The organism is Pseudomonas sp. NPDC089530, assembly GCF_050280705.1.
GTDB lineage: Bacteria > Pseudomonadota > Gammaproteobacteria > Pseudomonadales > Pseudomonadaceae > Aquipseudomonas.
In genome coordinates this window covers 18,511-35,296 of the sequence record NZ_JBNNVU010000039.1, presented here as the reverse complement: position 1 = coordinate 35,296, position 16,786 = coordinate 18,511, and the positions used below count along the sequence as shown (strand labels likewise).

The 16,786-nt window shown below is 62.6% G+C and carries 20 protein-coding genes; 3 read left to right on the top strand and 17 right to left on the bottom strand.

The genetic code is table 11. The features are described from left to right. Positions 1-34: 34 nt before the first annotated feature. The 9 genes from ACQKQA_RS16460 to ubiE form a co-directional block, all read right to left on the bottom strand. Positions 35-742, bottom strand: a complete 708-nt coding sequence (locus ACQKQA_RS16460) for a 16S rRNA (uracil(1498)-N(3))-methyltransferase (protein WP_427559488.1) — start codon at positions 740-742, stop codon at positions 35-37. Further along, positions 739-1,533, bottom strand: a complete 795-nt coding sequence (gene tatC / locus ACQKQA_RS16455; protein WP_427559485.1) for a twin-arginine translocase subunit TatC — start codon at positions 1,531-1,533, stop codon at positions 739-741. Before tatC ends, ACQKQA_RS16460 begins: the two co-directional genes overlap by 4 nt. Then, positions 1,530-1,949, bottom strand: coding sequence for a Sec-independent protein translocase protein TatB (gene tatB, locus ACQKQA_RS16450; protein WP_427559482.1), 420 nt, complete (start codon positions 1,947-1,949; stop codon positions 1,530-1,532). Before tatB ends, tatC begins: the two co-directional genes overlap by 4 nt. 10 nt (positions 1,950-1,959) lie before the next feature. Next, a complete protein-coding gene (locus ACQKQA_RS16445) occupies positions 1,960-2,238 on the bottom strand; it encodes a twin-arginine translocase TatA/TatE family subunit (RefSeq protein WP_427559479.1) in 279 nt (92 codons plus the stop codon). A 25-nt stretch (positions 2,239-2,263) separates the two neighbouring features. Beyond that, the gene (locus ACQKQA_RS16440; protein WP_044460753.1) at positions 2,264-2,596 is read right to left on the bottom strand and encodes a phosphoribosyl-ATP diphosphatase; all 333 of its coding nucleotides are present in this window, start codon (positions 2,594-2,596) and stop codon (positions 2,264-2,266) included. 1 nt (position 2,597) lies between these two features. Continuing rightward, positions 2,598-2,990 (bottom strand): phosphoribosyl-AMP cyclohydrolase, encoded by a 393-nt coding sequence (gene hisI, locus ACQKQA_RS16435; RefSeq protein WP_427559475.1) that lies wholly within the window; start codon positions 2,988-2,990, stop codon positions 2,598-2,600. A gap of 81 nt (positions 2,991-3,071) precedes the next feature. Then, on the bottom strand, positions 3,072-4,676 hold the full coding sequence (gene ubiB / locus ACQKQA_RS16430; protein ID WP_427559471.1) for a ubiquinone biosynthesis regulatory protein kinase UbiB: 1,605 nt from the start codon (positions 4,674-4,676) through the stop codon (positions 3,072-3,074). Further along, the gene (locus tag ACQKQA_RS16425; protein WP_427559469.1) at positions 4,673-5,296 is read right to left on the bottom strand and encodes a ubiquinone biosynthesis accessory factor UbiJ; all 624 of its coding nucleotides are present in this window, start codon (positions 5,294-5,296) and stop codon (positions 4,673-4,675) included. The genes ubiB and ACQKQA_RS16425 overlap by 4 nt, the downstream gene beginning before the upstream one ends. Further along, positions 5,296-6,066 carry a bifunctional demethylmenaquinone methyltransferase/2-methoxy-6-polyprenyl-1,4-benzoquinol methylase UbiE gene (gene ubiE / locus ACQKQA_RS16420; protein ID WP_427559466.1) on the bottom strand — a complete coding sequence of 257 codons (771 nt, stop codon included), beginning with the start codon at positions 6,064-6,066 and terminating at the stop codon, positions 5,296-5,298. Before ubiE ends, ACQKQA_RS16425 begins: the two co-directional genes overlap by 1 nt. A 155-nt stretch (positions 6,067-6,221) precedes the next feature. On the opposite strand from ubiE, the gene ACQKQA_RS16415 reads away from it, so the two are divergent. From ACQKQA_RS16415 to ACQKQA_RS16405, 3 genes are all read left to right on the top strand, one after another. Next, entirely contained in the window at positions 6,222-6,497 is a 276-nt protein-coding gene (locus ACQKQA_RS16415; protein ID WP_427559464.1) for a polyhydroxyalkanoic acid system family protein, read from the top strand. Positions 6,498-6,705: 208 nt separating this feature from the next. After that, positions 6,706-7,128, top strand: coding sequence for a phasin family protein (locus tag ACQKQA_RS16410; protein WP_427559462.1), 423 nt, complete (start codon positions 6,706-6,708; stop codon positions 7,126-7,128). A 10-nt stretch (positions 7,129-7,138) separates the two neighbouring features. Next, positions 7,139-7,930 (top strand): phasin family protein, encoded by a 792-nt coding sequence (locus ACQKQA_RS16405; RefSeq protein WP_427559460.1) that lies wholly within the window; start codon positions 7,139-7,141, stop codon positions 7,928-7,930. A 72-nt stretch (positions 7,931-8,002) separates the two neighbouring features. On the opposite strand, the gene ACQKQA_RS16400 is transcribed toward ACQKQA_RS16405, so the two are convergent. The 8 genes from ACQKQA_RS16400 to ACQKQA_RS16365 form a co-directional block, all read right to left on the bottom strand. Continuing rightward, positions 8,003-8,623 (bottom strand): TetR/AcrR family transcriptional regulator, encoded by a 621-nt coding sequence (locus tag ACQKQA_RS16400; RefSeq protein ID WP_427559458.1) that lies wholly within the window; start codon positions 8,621-8,623, stop codon positions 8,003-8,005. A 56-nt stretch (positions 8,624-8,679) separates the two neighbouring features. After that, complete coding sequence (gene phaC, locus ACQKQA_RS16395) at positions 8,680-10,362, bottom strand: class II poly(R)-hydroxyalkanoic acid synthase (RefSeq protein ID WP_427559455.1); 1,683 nt, start codon at positions 10,360-10,362, stop codon at positions 8,680-8,682. A gap of 108 nt (positions 10,363-10,470) precedes the next feature. Continuing rightward, on the bottom strand, positions 10,471-11,328 hold the full coding sequence (gene phaZ, locus ACQKQA_RS16390) for a poly(3-hydroxyalkanoate) depolymerase (protein WP_427559453.1): 858 nt from the start codon (positions 11,326-11,328) through the stop codon (positions 10,471-10,473). Positions 11,329-11,464: 136 nt separating this feature from the next. Beyond that, a complete protein-coding gene (phaC, locus tag ACQKQA_RS16385; protein ID WP_427559451.1) occupies positions 11,465-13,144 on the bottom strand; it encodes a class II poly(R)-hydroxyalkanoic acid synthase in 1,680 nt (559 codons plus the stop codon). Positions 13,145-13,400: 256 nt separating this feature from the next. After that, positions 13,401-13,781 (bottom strand): gamma-butyrobetaine hydroxylase-like domain-containing protein, encoded by a 381-nt coding sequence (locus ACQKQA_RS16380; RefSeq protein WP_427559449.1) that lies wholly within the window; start codon positions 13,779-13,781, stop codon positions 13,401-13,403. Between the two features lie 151 nt (positions 13,782-13,932). Next, entirely contained in the window at positions 13,933-15,273 is a 1,341-nt protein-coding gene (gene hslU / locus ACQKQA_RS16375; protein ID WP_427559446.1) for an ATP-dependent protease ATPase subunit HslU, read from the bottom strand. A gap of 49 nt (positions 15,274-15,322) precedes the next feature. Next, a complete protein-coding gene (gene hslV, locus ACQKQA_RS16370; RefSeq protein WP_427559443.1) occupies positions 15,323-15,853 on the bottom strand; it encodes an ATP-dependent protease subunit HslV in 531 nt (176 codons plus the stop codon). Between the two features lie 200 nt (positions 15,854-16,053). Beyond that, the gene (locus tag ACQKQA_RS16365; RefSeq protein ID WP_427559441.1) at positions 16,054-16,785 is read right to left on the bottom strand and encodes an SPOR domain-containing protein; all 732 of its coding nucleotides are present in this window, start codon (positions 16,783-16,785) and stop codon (positions 16,054-16,056) included. Between the last annotated feature and the right edge of the window lies 1 nt (position 16,786).

Here is a 16,786-nt window from a genome sequence, read left to right as displayed (position 1 = left end):
GCACGGCGTCATCGCGGGCTCAATGGGCGGGGGATCAGAACAGGCGGGCGAGAAGGGCGGTGACGGCGGTCTCGACCCGCAGGATGCGTTCGCCGAGCTGTACCGGTTGCAGGCCGGCCTTGCCCAACAGGTCGATTTCGTAAGGGATCCAGCCGCCTTCCGGGCCGATGGCCAGGGTCACCGGCTCATCCAGGCCGCGAGGGCAGGCCGGATACTGGCCAGGGTGGCCCACCAGCCCCAGGGTGCCTTCGACCCATGCCGGCAGGCGGTCCTCGACGAAGGGTTTGAAGCGTTTTTCGATGACCACTTCTGGCAACACGCTGTCGCGCGCCTGCTCCAGGCCGAGGATCAGTTGCTCGCGAATCGCCTCGGGTTCGAGGAAGGGGGTCTGCCAGAAGCTTTTCTCGACCCGGTAGCTGTTCACCAGCACCAGCCGGGGCACGCCCATGGCGGCGACGGTCTGCAGCACCCGGCGGAGCATTTTCGGGCGGGGCAGGGCCAGCACCAGGGTCAGCGGCAGCTTGGCTGGCGGCGGCTGGTCGAGGCGCACTTGCAGTTCGGCTTCCCGGGCCTCCAGGCGCAGCAGTTCGGCGGACCCCATCAGACCGCCGATCCGGCCTACCCGCAGGCTGTCGCCCACCGCGGCCCGATGGACTTCCTGCATGTGGGTCAGGCGGCGATCGCGCAGGATCGCCCGGTCGGCCGCGATGAAGTCGGCCTCCTCGAGCAGCAGCAGGTTCACGCTTGGGTCGCTGGCGGTTGGTCGTTGTGGTCTTCGGCCGGTTTGTCGTCCGGATGGTCGCCACGCTTGCTGATCAGGCTGCCGAACAGGATGCCGATCTCGAACAGCAGCCACATCGGTACCGCGAGCAGGGTCTGGGAGAAGATGTCCGGCGGGGTGAGAATCATGCCGACCACGAAGCAGCCGATGATCACGTACGGACGGATTTTCTTCAGGTAGGCGACGTCGACCACGCCGATCCACACCAGCAGGACCACCGCCACCGGGATCTCGAACGCCACGCCGAAGGCGAAGAACAGGGTCATGACGAAGTCGAGGTAGCTGGTGATGTCGGTCATCATTTCCACGCCGGCCGGGGTGGCCGAGGCGAAGAACTTGAAGATCAGCGGGAACACCAGGAAGTAGGCGAAGGCCATGCCGATATAGAACAGCAGGATGCTGGAGACCAGCAGCGGCACGGCGATGCGTTTTTCATGCTTGTACAGGCCGGGGGCGATGAAACCCCAGATCTGGTGCAGGATCACCGGGATCGCCAGGAACAGCGACACCATCATCGTCAGCTTGAGCGGGGTCAGGAACGGCGACGCCACGTCGGTGGCAATCATCGTCGCGCCCGCCGGCAGGTATTGGCGCAGGGGCGTGGAGACGATGGTGTAGATCTGCTGGGTGAAGGCGAACAGCCCGGCGAAGATCAGGAAGATCGCCGCCACGCAGCGCAGCAACCGGGTGCGCAACTCGGTGAGGTGCGACACCAGCGGCATGTGTTGGTCGTTTTCCGGAATATCGCTCATGGGGCTCGCGGCGGCAAAGTGGAGTCGTGGGGGGCTGGCGCGACAGGCGCAACCGGTTCGGCCGGGGCAGGCGCCGCAGCGGCGGCAGGGCTGGCTGGGGCTTCAGGTGCCGTGGCGGGCGCCTGAGTGCCCGGCTCGGCCACGGGCTCCACCGGCGTCGGCTGTTGCTGGGTCGGATTGAGGATTTTCCGTGCTTCCTGCTCCAGCGACAGAATGTGTTCGTTGTGCAGTTGCCGACGAATTTCATCGGCACCGATTTCCCGTTCAACTTCCTGTTTGATCGCGTTGAAGCTGCGCTTCAAGCGGCCGACCCACAGGCCAGCCGTGCGCGCGGCGCCCGGCAGACGCTCGGGGCCGAGCACCAGCAGGGCCACCAGGCCGACGAGCAGCAGTTCAGAGAAGCTGATACCAAACATTAGTCAGTGCTCACGAGTCTTTGCGGGTCGGCTCTTCGACTTTCTGCGCCTGCACGTCGATGGTGTGCGGCTGGTTCAGCGGCGCGTTTTGCGGTTGAACCGGCGCGGCAGGCTGGGCGGTCGATGGCGCTGCGGGTTCGGCCGGCTTCTCGTCGTCGTTCATGGCCTTGCGAAAGCCTTTGATCGATTCGCCGACATCGGTACCGAGGTTTTTCAGTTTCTTGGTGCCGAACACCAGCACCACGACAACCAGAATGACGATCCAGTGTTTCCAGTCAAAAATGCCCATGCTGCGTTTCCTCTCTAAATGATGTTCAGGCGGACGGGCGCGAGGCTTTCTCGGCGTGTCCGGACAATCCGAAGCGCCGGTCCAGTTCATCGAGAACGGCCTGCGGATGCTGCCCCAGCTGGGCGAGCATGACCAGGGTATGGAACCACAGGTCGGCGGTTTCGTAGATGACATCGCTGCAGTCGCCGCTGCTGGCGGCATCCTTGGCGGCGATGATGGTTTCCACCGATTCCTCGCCGACTTTCTCCAGAATCTTGTTCAGGCCCTTGTGATACAGGCTGGCGACATAGGAGGTGTCGGCGGCGGCGCCTTTGCGCTCTTCCAGCACCTGGGCCAGACGGGTCAGGGTATCGCTCATTTCAGTGTCCTGCTTGATAGATCGCGTGCGGGTCTTTGAGTACCGGGTCGACCGTTTTCCAGCCGCCGTTTTCATAGACGCGGTAGAAGCAGCTCTGGCGGCCTGTGTGGCAGGCGATGTCGCCGATCTGTTCGACCATCAGGATGATGACGTCGGCATCGCAGTCCAGGCGCATTTCGTGAAGCTTCTGTACATGCCCGGACTCTTCGCCCTTGCGCCATAGCTTGCCACGCGAACGTGACCAGTAGATGGCACGGTTTTCGGCGGCGGTCAGGCACAGGGCCTCGCGGTTCATCCAGGCCATCATCAGCACGCGCCCGGTCTTGTGATCCTGGGCGATGGCCGGCACCAGGCCGTCAGCGTCCCATTTGATCTCGTCCAGCCAATCTTTCATCTTCGACTCCGACAACAGGGTTCGACGTGCTCGTCGAGCCTCGGCGATGGAAAACAGTGTGACAGCCACCGGCCTTGCTGGCTATCGGCGCACGACCAGATACAAGCCTACGGCCATCATGATGCCGGCCGGCCAGTAACCCAGCTCGTGCAGGGGGCCGCCTGCCGCGAGGATCGCGCCAGTGCCCAGGTGCGCCGTGCCCAGAAGACGCAGGAACCAGTCGTCCTTACGCCGCTGCCAGGGTGGCGAAGGGTCCTGGGCATGGGGTTGGGACATGCGTTCGAGCAGGTCGCGGGTCATGCTGGCCAGGTGCGGCAACTGCTCGACCTGGCTGTGCAGGTTGCCCAGCAAGGCTTTCGGGCTGACGCGCTCGCGCATCCAGCGTTCGAGGAACGGCTGGGCGGTGTTCCACAGGTCCAGTTCCGGATACAGCTGGCGACCCAGGCCTTCGATGTTCAGCAGGGTCTTTTGCAGCAACACCAGCTGCGGCTGCACTTCCATGTTGAAGCGGCGAGCGGTCTGGAACAGGCGCATCAGCACCTGGCCGAAGGAAATATCTTTTAACGGTTTTTCGAAGATCGGTTCGCACACGGTGCGGATCGCCGCTTCGAATTCGTTGAGTTTGGTCTCGGCCGGAACCCAGCCCGAATCGATGTGCAACTGCGCCACTCGGCGATAGTCGCGCTTGAAGAAGGCGAACAGGTTGCGGGCCAGGTAGTCCTGGTCTTCCGGGGTCAGGCTGCCGACGATGCCGCAGTCGATGGCAATGTACTGCGGGCTCCAGGGCTGCACGGTGCTGACGAAGATGTTGCCGGGGTGCATGTCGGCATGGAAGAAACTGTCGCGGAACACCTGGGTGAAGAAGATCTCCACGCCACGCTCGGCGAGCATCTTCATGTCGGTGCGCTGGTCGGCCAGGGTCGCCAGGTCCGTCACCTGGATCCCATAGATGCGCTCCATGACCAGTACTTTCGGCCGGCACCAGTCCCAGTAGACCTGTGGCACGTAGAGCAGCGGCGAGCCGTCGAAGTTGCGCTTGAGCTGGCTGGCGTTGGCCGCCTCGCGCAGCAGGTCGAGTTCGTCGTAGATGGTCTTTTCGTAATCGCTGACCACGTCCACCGGGTGCAGCAGGCGGGCGTCGGCCGAGACCTTTTCGGCGGCGCGGGCGAGGATGAACAGCCAGGCCAGATCCTGCGCGATGACCGGCTTGAGGCCTGGGCGGATGACCTTGACCACCACTTCTTCGCCGCTCTTGAGCTGGGCGGCGTGGACCTGCGCCACCGAGGCGGAGGCCAGGGGCTCGATGTCGAAGCGGCTGAACACCTCGTCGATCTTCTTGCCCAGCTGTTCCTCGATCAGGGTTACCGAGGTCTTCGAGTCGAAGGGCGGTACGCGGTCCTGCAGCAGCATCAGCTCGTCGGCGATGTCTTCGGGCAGCAGGTCGCGACGGGTCGAGAGAATCTGCCCGAACTTGATGAAGATCGGCCCCAGGTCCTGCAGGGCCAGGCGCAGGCGCGCGCCGCGGCTCAGCTCCAGCAGCTTGCGCGGGAACCAGCGCCAGGGCAAGGCATAGCGCAGCGCCAGGAGGAACCAGGGCAGGGGCAGGGCGAACAGCAGGTCATCGAGGCGGTAGCGGATCACGACGCGCTGGATGCGCAACAAACGGCGGACGGCAAGCAGCTTCATGCGTTATCGCTTGGGTCAAGGGATCGGGAAAGGCGCTCGAAGCGCGCCTCGAGGCGTTCCAGGTCGAGCTTGACCCGGTCCAGTTCGCTGAAACGGGCTTCGGCTTCGCGCTGGCCCACCAGGGTGCGCGACTCTTCGGCCAGGTACTCGGCGAGGTTCTGGTTCAGGCTGGCGAAACCCTGGCGATACCAGCGCGCGCGGCTGCGCACATGGCCGCTGAACAACTGGGTGGCCACCGGGCCCAGCCAGCGCGAGAGTTCGTACTCCCAGTCCAGCTCCAGGTCCTGGAGGATGGCGGCCAGTTCCAGCAGCACGCCGCTGTCGCCCTCCAGCTCGACCTCGGGGCTGTGCAGCACCGCGGTCTTGTCCCGGCTCAGGGCCAGGCGTACCAGGCTGGAAGCCGGCGCGCGCAGGGTGCAATCGACGTCGGCCGCCCAATGCGCGGCGAGGGTCAGCCCCTCATCGCCGGGAATGATGAACAGCTGCACGCTCGGGCTGCGGCAATCGACGGCAATCACCTTGCCGTTCAAATACTGCAAGCGTGGCAAAGCCGTGCTGTCGAGGCGCAGGACACGGTTGAGGCCGTGTTCGACGCTGGCGAGCAGGCCGCTGAGCAACATCAGGGCTTGATGCCGCGGTGCAGGGCGACGATGCCCGCGGTCATGTTGTGATAGGTCACGCGATCGAAACCGGCCTCGACCATCATCGACTTCAGGGTTTCCTGGTTCGGGTGCATGCGGATCGATTCGGCCAGGTAGCGATAGCTTTCCGAGTCGTTGGTGATCAGCTTGCCGGCCAGCGGCATGAAGGCGAACGAATAGGCGTCGTAGACCTTGGACATCAGCGCGTTGGTCGGCTTGGAGAACTCCAGCACCAGCAGGCGGCCACCGGGCTTGAGCACCCGCAGCATCGAACGCAGGGCTTCTTCCTTGTGGGTCACGTTGCGCAGGCCGAAGGCGATGGTCACCACGTCGAAATGGTTGTCCGGGAAGGGCAGCTTTTCCGCGTCGGCCTGGACGAATTCGATATTGCCGGCCACGCCCTTGTCGAGCAGGCGGTCGCGACCGACCTTGAGCATGGAGGCGTTGATATCCGCCAGCACCACCTGCCCGGTAGGGCCGACCAGATGGGAAAACTTGCGGGTCAGGTCACCGGTGCCGCCGGCGATGTCCAGCACGCGATTGCCAGGGCGTACGCCGGACAACTCGATCGTGAAGCGTTTCCACAGGCGATGCATGCCGCCGGACAGGACGTCGTTCATCAGGTCGTACTTGGCGGCTACCGAGTGGAATACCTCAGCGACTTTTTCCGCCTTCTGGCTTTCCGGAACGTTTTTGAAGCCGAAGTGAGTGGTGGGTTCGGCATCGCTGCCTTTGCGCTGGTCAGTCATATCGCGGTCACCAAAAAAGAATGCGGGACATTCTAATCCCGGTGGCGGCCTTTGTCTTGGCAAGGCTGAATGTAAGATAGTGCAGCGCCGGGGCGTTTTGACGCAGCGCAGTTCAAGACGCTTCAGGCAAGTCCCGATAAAGCAGGAGTCATTCAATGGCCCATATAAGTGTTGAGCGTGCCCATGGCCTGGGTAAGGAAGCAGCCCGCGAAAAGGCTGACCAATTGGCGCAGAAACTGGCCGATCAGTATGGCCTGGAGCCGCAGTGGTCGGGCGATACCCTGAACCTCAAGCGTTCCGGAGTCAAAGGCGCGGTGCGGGTGGGCGACGATTCGATCCGGGTCGATGTCGAACTGGGCCTGTTGATGTCCGCCATGAGCGGCATGATCAAGTCGGAAATCGAAAAGGCCCTGGATAAAGCCCTGGTCTGAGCCGCTGTGGCGAAGGTCGGTTTGCCGGCGATCGAGGGTGTCGCAATGACCTCTGGAACAGCCTCGTTGGCCCGCCGGCTTTTGCAGCGGGCACCCAGCCTTTCATGACATTGGTTAGGGTGCCGATTCTAATTTTTCTCACTACTTTGTGCCTGAGCCCACTTTCTGCGGGCAAGTTCCTCAAACCTTCTGCGCGTGAGGTGCACCAATGGCCAAAGTAATTCTGAAGAAAAAAGTTGATGCCGCATCAACCACTCTGAGTGAAGTCAAATCCTATGCCCGCAAGATCTGGCTGGCTGGCCTGGGTGCCTACACCAAGGTCGGTCAAGAGGGCAGCGAGTACTTCCAGGAACTCGTCAAAGCGGGTCAATCCGTTGAAAAGAAAGGCAAAAAAGTTGTGACTGAACAACTTGAGGCCGCCAATACCCAGATCGATGAAGTGAAGGGGGATGTCACCAGTCTCAAAGGCAAGGTCGAACTGCAGCTGGATAAAGTCGAAAAGGCTTTTGACACGCGCGTCGCCAGTGCCTTGAATCGCATCGGCATTCCGTCTAAACATGACGTTGAGACACTCTCTGCTAAGCTCGATGGGCTAACGGCATTGCTCGAACGTGTCGCGCGTAAACATTAAGGAGAACGGGATGGCTGGTAAAAAGAATACTGAAAAAGAAGGCAGCTCGTGGATCGGGAAGGTCGAAGACTACTCCCGTAAAATCTGGCTTGCTGGTTTAGGCGTGTACTCGAAAATCGACACTGACGGCAGCAAGCTTTTCGAGTCGCTGGTCAAAGACGGCGAGAAAGCCGAGAAGCTCACCAAAAGCGCTGTCGGCAAGAAAGTCGACGCCGCCAAGGACACCGCGAACTCGGCAAAATCGCGCATCAGCGGCGTCAAGGACCGCGCGCTGGGCAAGTGGGACGAGCTGGAAGGGGCTTTTGACAAGCGCTTGAACAGTGCCATTTCGCGTCTGGGCGTGCCTAGCCGCAATGAAGTCAAGGCGCTGCACACCAAGGTCGATACCCTGACCAAGCAGATCGAAAAACTCACAGGCGCCAAGGTGGCTCCGGTCGCGGCCAAGACTGCAGCGGCCAAGCCAGCAGCCAAGCCTCTGGCAAAGGCAGCGGCCAAACCGGCAGCTAAAGCGGCCGCCAAGCCTGCGGCGAAACCCGCCGCCAAGACCGCGGCAGCCAAGCCGGCGGCCAAACCGGCTGCCAAGCCCGCAGCTAAAACCGCAGCCGCCAAGCCTGCCGCGAAACCTGCGGCCAAGAAGCCTGCGGTGAAAAAACCGGCAGCCCCAAAGGCCGCTGCACCGAAGCCAGTGGTCGCCGCCAAGCCGGCAGCACCGGTCAGCCCGGCGAACTCCGCCGTGGCGCCAACCCCTGCCGTTACCCCGACTGTCGCGCCAGCACCCTCGACGCCAACCAGTCAGTCCTGATTTTCTCGGGACACGCAAAAACGCCCGGCCTGCAAAGGTCGGGCGTTTTTGTTCGGGGACCTTGCCGGGTGCTCAATCGTGCTCGTCGAGGTAGCGCAGGGCCATCTGCTCGGTGGCCAGCTTGGCCGGTGGCAGCAGGTGCGGCGCCACCAGCATCATGATCTGGTACACCACCACCCGCACTTCGCCTTCGCGATCGAGAATGCGCTGATAGTCCAGCGAGAACAGCAGGGTCATGGTGATCTGCTCCACCAACTGCCCCAGCGCCTGGGTATCGCTGACCAGTTGTCCCGACGCCTTGAGCCGGGCCAGCAGCGAAGCCAGGGTGCGCTTCAGGGCATTGAGCAGGTTGCGAATCCCCTTGGCCAGCTTCGGCAGGCGCCCGGCCAGGTTGGACAGGTCCTGGAACAGGAAGCGGTAGTGCGCCAGGCGCTCGACGATCAGGTGCAGGAACAGCCAGTAGTCATCAGGCGTCAGGTGGACATCGGCGGGGGGATCGAGCAGGGGGGCCAGTTCGTTCTGAAAACGTTCGAACAGCCCGAGGACCAAGGGTTCCTTGCCGTGAAAGTGATAGTAGAGGTTGCCGGGGCTGATCCCCATTTCGTTGGCAACTTCCATGGTCGAGACATTGGGTTCGCCCTTGTGATTGAACAACTGCAGGGCACATTCGAGGATCCGGTCGCGGGTTTTCATCCAGTCTTCTTGGCTGTTCGGTCAGGCCGCGACCCGGGGCCGCGGCGCGGGGAAATTCAGCGTACGCGCACGTAGGTGCCAGGCGCCGCTTCCATGGGTGGGTAGTTCTGGTTGCCCAGGGCCGTCAGGCTGTCGCGCTGGGCGCCGGAGCGTTGCTGGATCCATTCCAGCCATTGCGTCCACCAACTGCCGTCGACGTGCTTGGCATCGTAGTACCAGGCCCGTGGGTCGCTGCTGAGCTTGCCGTTCTCGACGTAGTTGGCCTTGGGGTTGCTCGGTGGGTTGAGGATGCTTTGCACATGCCCGCTGTTGGACAGCACGAAACGCCGCTCGCCACCCAGCAGCAGGGTCGAGCGATACACCGCGTCCCAGGGGGTGATGTGATCGTTGATCCCGGCGACGCTGAAGCTGTCGATCGTGACTTTCTGCAGGTCGATGGGCGTGCCGCAGACTTCCAGGCCGCCGGGGTGGCCCAGCGGGTTGTGCTTGAAGAAGTCCAGCAGGTCGCCGTGAAAGGCCGCGGGCAGGCGGGTGTTGTCGTTGTTCCAGTAGAGGATGTCGAACGCCGGCGGCTCCTTGCCCAGCAGGTAGTTGTTGACCCAGTAATTCCAGATCAGGTCGTTGGGCCGCATCCAGGCGAAGACCTTGGCCATGTCGCGACCATCGAGTACGCCCCGCTGATAGGAGCGCCGCTTGGCCGCCTCCAGGGTCTGCTCGTCGGCGAACAGGGTCGCCGGACTGTCCAGCTGGCTATCGAGCAGGCTGACCAGATAGGTGCTGCTGCAGACCCGGCGCAATTGCCGTTTGGCTTGCAGGTGGCCTTGCAGCGCGGCAATGGTCAGGCCGCCGGCGCAAGCGCCCATCAGGTTCACGTCGCGACTGCCGGTGATCGCCCGGCAGACATTCATGGCTTCTTCCACCGCCTCGACATAGCTCGACAGGCCCCACTCGCGATGCCGGACATCGGGGTTGCGCCAGCTGATCATGAAGGTCTGCAGGCCGTTTTTCAGGGCGAACTGCACAAAGCTGTTATGGGGGCTGAGGTCGAAGATATAGAACTTGTTGATCTGCGGCGGCACTACCAGCAAGGGCCGGGCGTACTGTTTTTCGCTCATCGGCTTGTACTGGATCAGTTCCAGCAGCTCGTTGCGAAACACCACCGAGCCGGGGGTGGTAGCCAGGTTCCGGCCGACTTCGAAGGCCTGCTTGGTGACCTGGCTGGGCAAACCGTTGTTGTGCAGCAGGTCATCGAGCAGGTGACCGATGCCGCGGATCACGCTGTTGCCGCCGGAGTTGAATAGCTCCTTGATCGCCAGCGGATTGAGCAGGGTGTTGGACGGTGCGACGGCATCGTTGAGCAGGCTGAAGGCAAAGTGCGCGCGGGCCTGGTCGTCGGCGCTCATGCCGCTTTCGTCGATCCAGCTTTTGATTTGCTTCTGCCAGCTGAGATAGGCCTGCAGGCCGCGTCGGTAGAATGGGTTCAGGCTCCAGGTCGGATCGGTGAACCGGTTGTCCTGAGGGTTGGGTTTGTGCAATGTCTCACCCAGCAGTACCCGGCCCAGCTGGCCACCCAGGGCCAAGGCGTGGCGGGCGCTGTAGATCGGGTTGCGCAGGCTGTGGGTGGCCACGCTGCGCAGCGTCGACAACAGGTCGCGGCCGCGCAAGCCGGTAATCGCACTCTGGGCATTGATGTAGGCAGCGGATGTGGGTAACGAGCCCGTCGCTGGTTTGTCTCGCATGCTTCAACACTCCTTCGTCAAGCTATCAACAAGCACATCAAGACAAACACCATAGTTCGTCCTGAACCATCCTGCGCGCGCGACGATCCTGTCGACAGACGCTTTTTGCTACATGCCGCTGAACGGTGTCGGATGGGGGTGCATCACCGCTCGTTGTCGTTCTTCCTCGAGGAACTTCATGATGATCGGCGCGACGGCTTCGGCCCGGGTAATCAGGAACAGATGACCGTCGTCGATGATGTGCAACTGGGCGTTGGGGATTCGCCAGGCCAGCATGCGCATGTTGATCAGCGGGATCAGCGGGTCGTCGTCGCCGGCCAGCACCAGGGTCGGCTGGTGGATCTTGTGCAGCCAGTGGATGCTGGTCCAGCCGAAGCCGGCGAACAGCTGCCAGTAGTAGCCCAGCTTGCCCGCCGAGCGAACCTTGCTGGCGTGCTCGGCGGCGAGATTGGGATCGCGGCGGAACGAGCCACCGTAGATCAGGGGGGCGATGCGGATCACATGGGAGGGCTGGATGTAGCGCCGGGGGCTGGCCATCATCCACAGCACCTTGGGTTTGCCCGGCACCATGAAGGCGCCTGCGGCAGTAGCGGCCAGCACCAGTTTCTTGCAGCGTTCGGGGTAGTCGTAGGCGAACTGCTGGGCCAGCGCTCCACCCCAGGACACGCCCACCACGTTGACCTGCCCATAGTCGAGGTAATCGAGCATGCGCGCGGTCAGCTTGGCCAGGCCGGGAAAACGGTAGGGCCGGCTCGGCGTCGAGGAGCCGCCAACGCCCGGTACGTCGAAGGCGATGACTTCCAGGTCCGGGTCCAGCGCCTGGACGAACGGGAACACCAGCTCGAGGTTGGCACCTATGCCATTGAAAATCAGCAAGGGGGTCAGATGAGGCTTGCCGGGGCGTACCGCGGTGCGGATGGTCTGGCCATCCAGATCGACGGTGCGGAATATGAACGGTTGTGGCATGCCTTGGCCCTGTTGGTGAAGTCATTACATGCGCAGGAGCGAGCGGGCTCGCGATGGCGGCATTCCGGGCGCGAGGGTGGCGTCGGGTGAGCCGGTTCTTCGCGAGCAAGCTCGCTCCTGCAGGTGGTGCTATCGGTTAACGTTCATGGACGTAAGTACCTGGCGCCGCCTCGGCCGCGGGGTACGCCTTGTTGCCGAGAGTGCTCGGGGTCTTTTTCAGCTTGCCCGAGCGTTCCGCCTGCCAGGCCTGCCAGTGCAGCCACCAGGAGTCGGTGTGCTTGGTGGAGTTTTCCTGCCAGTCGTCGGCATTGGCCGGCATCTCTTCGCTGGTCATGTAGCGCGCCTTGGGGTTGCCCGGCGGGTTGAGGATGCTCTGGATATGCCCGCTGTTGGACAGCAGGAACTCGACCTTGCCGCCGAACAGCTGGGCCGACTTGTAGCAGGACTTCCACGGGGTGATGTGGTCGGCGGTGCCGGCCACGGAGAAGATGTCGGAGGTCACCTGCTTCAGGTCGATCGGCGTGCCGCACACTTCCAGTGCGTTGGCGCGGGTCAACGGGTTGTTTTTGAACATTTCGATCAGGTCGCCGTGGAAGGCCGCGGGCAACCGGGTGGTGTCGTTGTTCCAGAACAGGATGTCGAACACCGGCGGTTCGTTACCCAGTAGGTAGTTGTTGACCCAGTAATTCCAGATCAGGTCGTTGGGGCGCATCCAGGCGAAGACCTTGGCCATGTCGCGACCTTCCAGCACGCCCGCCTGATAGGAGTGGCGCTTGGCGGCCTCCAGGGTCTGCTCGTCGACGAACAGCGCCACCTGGGTGTCCACGGTGGTGTCGAGCACGCTGACCAGCAGGGTCAGGGCATTGACCTTCTTCTCCCCCAGTGCCGCATAGTGCCCCAGCAGCGCGGTGCAGGTGATGCCACCGGAGCAGGCGCCGAGCATGTTCACGTCCTTGCTGCCGGTGATGGCGGTGACCACATCGACCGCCTCCTTCAGCGCTTCGATGTAGGTCGACAGGCCCCACTCGCGCTGGGCCTTGGTCGGGTTGCGCCAACTGACGATAAAGGTCTGCACGTTGTTGCGCAGGCAGAAGCGCGCCAGGCTCTTGTCCGGGCTCAGGTCGAACACATAGAACTTGTTGATCTGTGGCGGGACCACCAGCAACGGGCGTTCGTGCACCTGCTCGGTCACCGGGCGGTACTGGATCAGCTCCAGCACGTCGTTGCGAAACACCACCGCGCCTTCGCTGGTACCCAGGTTCTTGCCGATTTCGAAGGCGTCCATGTTGACCTGGCTCGGCATGCCGCCGTTGTGCACCAGGTCCTTGGCCAGGTGGGAGAGACCGTCGAGCAGGCTCTTGCCGCCGGTCTCGAAGAAGCGTTTGACCGCCGCCGGGTTGGCGGCGGTGTTGGTCGGCGCCATGGCTTCGGTCATCAGGTTGATGACGAAGTGGCCGCGGCTGATGTCCTGTTCGGAGAGATTGCTCTGGCCGATCCAGTCATGGAGCTCCTTGCGCCACGCCAGATAGGTTTGCAGATAGCGTTTGTACAGCGGGTTCTGGCTCCAGGCCGGATCGTTGAAGCGACGGTCGTCGCTCTCGGGCTGCAACGTCGATTTGCCGAACATCACGTTCTTCAATTCGACGCCGAAATGGGCCACGTGTTTGGCACTGTGTAGTGGTTGTCTGATGGCCTGGGTCAGCACCATGCGGGCAGAGGTAAGCAGATCTTTCCGACGTAAACCGATGACAGGATTCAGGCCCAGAGTGTTTTCCGAGGCTTGGCGTTTCAGGTCATCGTTGTTCTTGTTACTCATCTACGACGCTCCATTGTCCTGAGACGAGTACCGGACCTGCTGTGTAGTCACACAGCAAAAATGCCAGGTACTACTGCTCGGGTGACCGTTGATTCTGCACTACTACTTTTAGCTCAGAAATACTGCAGGGAACCTGCCAGTTCCATTGGTTACCCGAGTTTATTTTTTTTCGCAAGCAGGCCACTCATTGGCCATGCAGCCCAGCATTCAAACAGATGAATCTAGAAAATGCGCTCTAAAGCGCCGGATACCCGATCTAGAGCATCAGCTTGACGATAGACTCATTTGGATCGCGGGATTTTCCGGCGGCTTCGAGTTCGGCGAGATAGTCGCTCCACAGAGCCTCCTGACGCACCGCCAACTGGTACAAATAGTCCCAGGTGAACAGGCCGCTGTCGTGGCCGTCGTCGAAGGTCAATTTCAGTGCGTACTGACCGGCCGGTTCGACCTTGGTCAGGCCGACGCCGATCTTGCCAAATTGCAGGATGGGTTTGCCGTGGCCCTGGACCTCGGCGGAGGGGGAATGCACCCGCAGGAATTCGGCGGGCAGGTGATAGACCTCGTCCGGCGCGTAGGTCAGCGTCAGGGTCTTCGAGGCTTTGTGCAGGTTGATGGCGGTGGGGAGTCGAGTGGTCATGGTGCAGCCTGCGTCCGTCTGTACAAGAAACCCTCTTGTGCAGGAGCAGGATTGCTCGCGATAGCCATCAACGACAACGCCGGGCCTCAGGGAGGCGCGGCGTTCTTGAGTCCATCGCGAGCAAGCTCGCTTCTACACCGGGAGGTGCTCGTTACAGGATATAACGGGACAGGTCTTCGTTCTGTGCCAATTCGCCCAGGTGGCTGTTGACGTAGGCGGCATCGATCCGGATCGGCTCTTCGTTGTGGGCGCTGGCCAGGTCGCCGGCGCTGAACGAAACCTCTTCGAGCAGGCGCTCGAGCAGGGTGTGCAGGCGACGGGCACCGATGTTCTCGGTCTTCTCGTTGACCTGCCAGGCGATCTCCGCCAGGCGCTTGATACCGTCCGCCTGGAACTCGATGGCCAGGCCTTCGGTTTTCAGCAGTGCGCAGTATTGCTCGGTCAGGGAGGCGTGAGGCTCGCTGAGAATGCGCTCGAAGTCTTCCGGCGACAGCGCCTTGAGTTCGACGCGGATCGGCAGGCGGCCTTGCAGCTCGGGCACCAGGTCGCTCGGCTTGCTCAGGTGGAACGCGCCGGACGCGATGAACAGGATGTGGTCGGTCTTGACCATGCCCAGCTTGGTGTTGACGGTGCAGCCTTCGATCAGTGGCAGCAGGTCGCGCTGTACGCCTTCGCGAGAGACGTCGACACCGCCGGAGTTGCCACGCTTGGCAACCTTGTCGATTTCGTCGATGAACACGATGCCGTGCTGCTCGACCGCTTCCAGGGCCTTGGCCTTGAGTTCGTCATCGTTGACCAGGCGGCTGGCTTCCTCGTCGCGGATCAGCTTGAGCGCGTCCTTGACCTTGAGCTTGCGGCTCTTGCGCTGGCCCTTGCCCATGTTGGCGAAGAGGCTCTGCAGCTGGTTGGTCATTTCTTCCATGCCCGGTGGCGCCGAAATGTCGACGCCGCTGACTTCAGCCACTTCGATTTCGATTTCCTTGTCATCCAGCTGGCCTTCGCGCAGGCGCTTGCGGAACAGCTGGCGGGTGTTGGAGTCCTGGGCCGGGGCGGCGTCTTCGTTGCTGAAACCCATGCGCGCCGGTGGCAGCAGGGCGTCGAGGATGCGATCTTCGGCGGCGTCTTCGGCGCGGTGGCGGACGCGGATCATTTCCTGCTCGCGGAACATCTTGATCGCGGCATCGGCCAGGTCACGGATGATGGACTCGACGTCGCGGCCGACATAACCGACTTCGGTGAACTTGGTCGCTTCGACCTTGATGAACGGAGCGTTGGCCAGCTTGGCCAGGCGCCGGGCGATCTCGGTCTTGCCGACGCCGGTCGGGCCGATCATCAGGATGTTCTTCGGGGTCACTTCGACACGCAGCTCGGCGGGCAGCTGCATGCGGCGCCAGCGGTTACGCAGCGCAATGGCGACGGCGCGCTTGGCATCGTCCTGGCCGATGATATGGCGGTTGAGTTCGTGGACGATTTCGCGGGGAGTCATGGGCATAGTAATTGGCGGTCCTCAAGCAAGAATGAATGCTGTGGCGTGCACAGGCTTATTCCGCGAGATCCTGCTCCTCAATGGTCTGGTTATGGTTGGTGAATACGCAGATGTCGCCAGCGATGCCCAGGGCGGTTTCGACGATTTCGCGGGCCGACAGGTCGGTTTTCTTCAGCAGGGCGCTGGCCGCGGCCTGGGCGTAGGCACCGCCGGAGCCCATGGCGATGAGGCCGTCTTCCGGCTCGACCACGTCACCGTTGCCGGTGATGATCAAGGAGGCGTCCTTGTTGGCGACCGCGAGCATGGCTTCGAGGCGGCTGAGGGAGCGGTCGGTGCGCCACTCCTTGGCGAGTTCGACGGCCGCGCGCACCAGATGTCCCTGGTGTTTCTCGAGCTGGCCTTCGAAGCGTTCGAACAGGGTGAAGGCGTCAGCGGTGGCTCCGGCGAAACCGGCGATGACCTGGCCGTGATACAGGCGGCGAACTTTTTTCGCGTTGCCTTTCATCACGGTATTGCCGAGGGAAACCTGGCCGTCGCCGCCCATGACGACTTTGCCGTGGCGGCGGACTGAAACGATGGTGGTCAAGGGGAGAGTCTCCACGCTGCGGGGCGAAAATGCCCTGATGGAAACTCATATGGGGGTGGCGCGAGGTTTTTCAACTGCGGCGCGGGTTGTGGGACGAGCGGTATTTGCTGCGGGAGAGAGGGTGCCCGTGAGGGCGCTATCGCGGGCAAGCCTCGTTCCTGCAGGTTCTGTAGGAGTGAGGCTTGCCGCGATCGGCTGCGTCAGCGGTTCTGGCGCTGTTGTAACAGCAGGTTGCTGAAGCCGGCGCCGGCCAGTTGCTTCTGCGCAGTGGTCAACTGTTCGCGGTTGCTGAACGGACCTACCAATACGCGGTACCAGGTCTCTTCCTTGACGGTGCCGGACTCGACGGACACCGGTTGCCCCAGCAGGATGATCTGCGCGCGGACCTTGTCGGCGTCGGCCTGCTTGCGGAACGAGCCAGCCTGCAGGAAGAACCTGGTCACCGGCGCGGCCTTCGCCGGCTGAGCCGGCTGTGCCACCGGCGGCGCGGGTGGCGGGGTGATCCCCGACAGGGCGGCCTGGGCCCGCGCGGTGTCGATCTTCGCCGCTTCCGCCGGGGTTACCGGTGTGGTCGGCACTACCGGCGCGGTCTGTGGCGTCGGCAGGGTTTTTTCCGGCACGGCTTCCGGCGGTACTATCACCTCCGATTCCGGCAGCAGGGTGTAGAAGTCGTACTTCGGTTTCACCGGTTGCTGCGGGCTCGGCGGGGTCTTGTTGGCTTCGACGACCTTGGTGGCGCTCTTCTGTTGCTCCGGCCGTTCGCGCTTGACGCTGTCGCCGCCTTTACCTGGCTCCAGCTTCATCAGGAACACGATGAAGGCGCCCACGGCCAGGCCGATGGCCATCCACAACCAACCCGGGATCGGTTGCTTTGCAGGAGCTTGGTAACGGCTGGCGCCACGCTTGGGTGCAGGTTTTTTCTTGGCAGCCAAC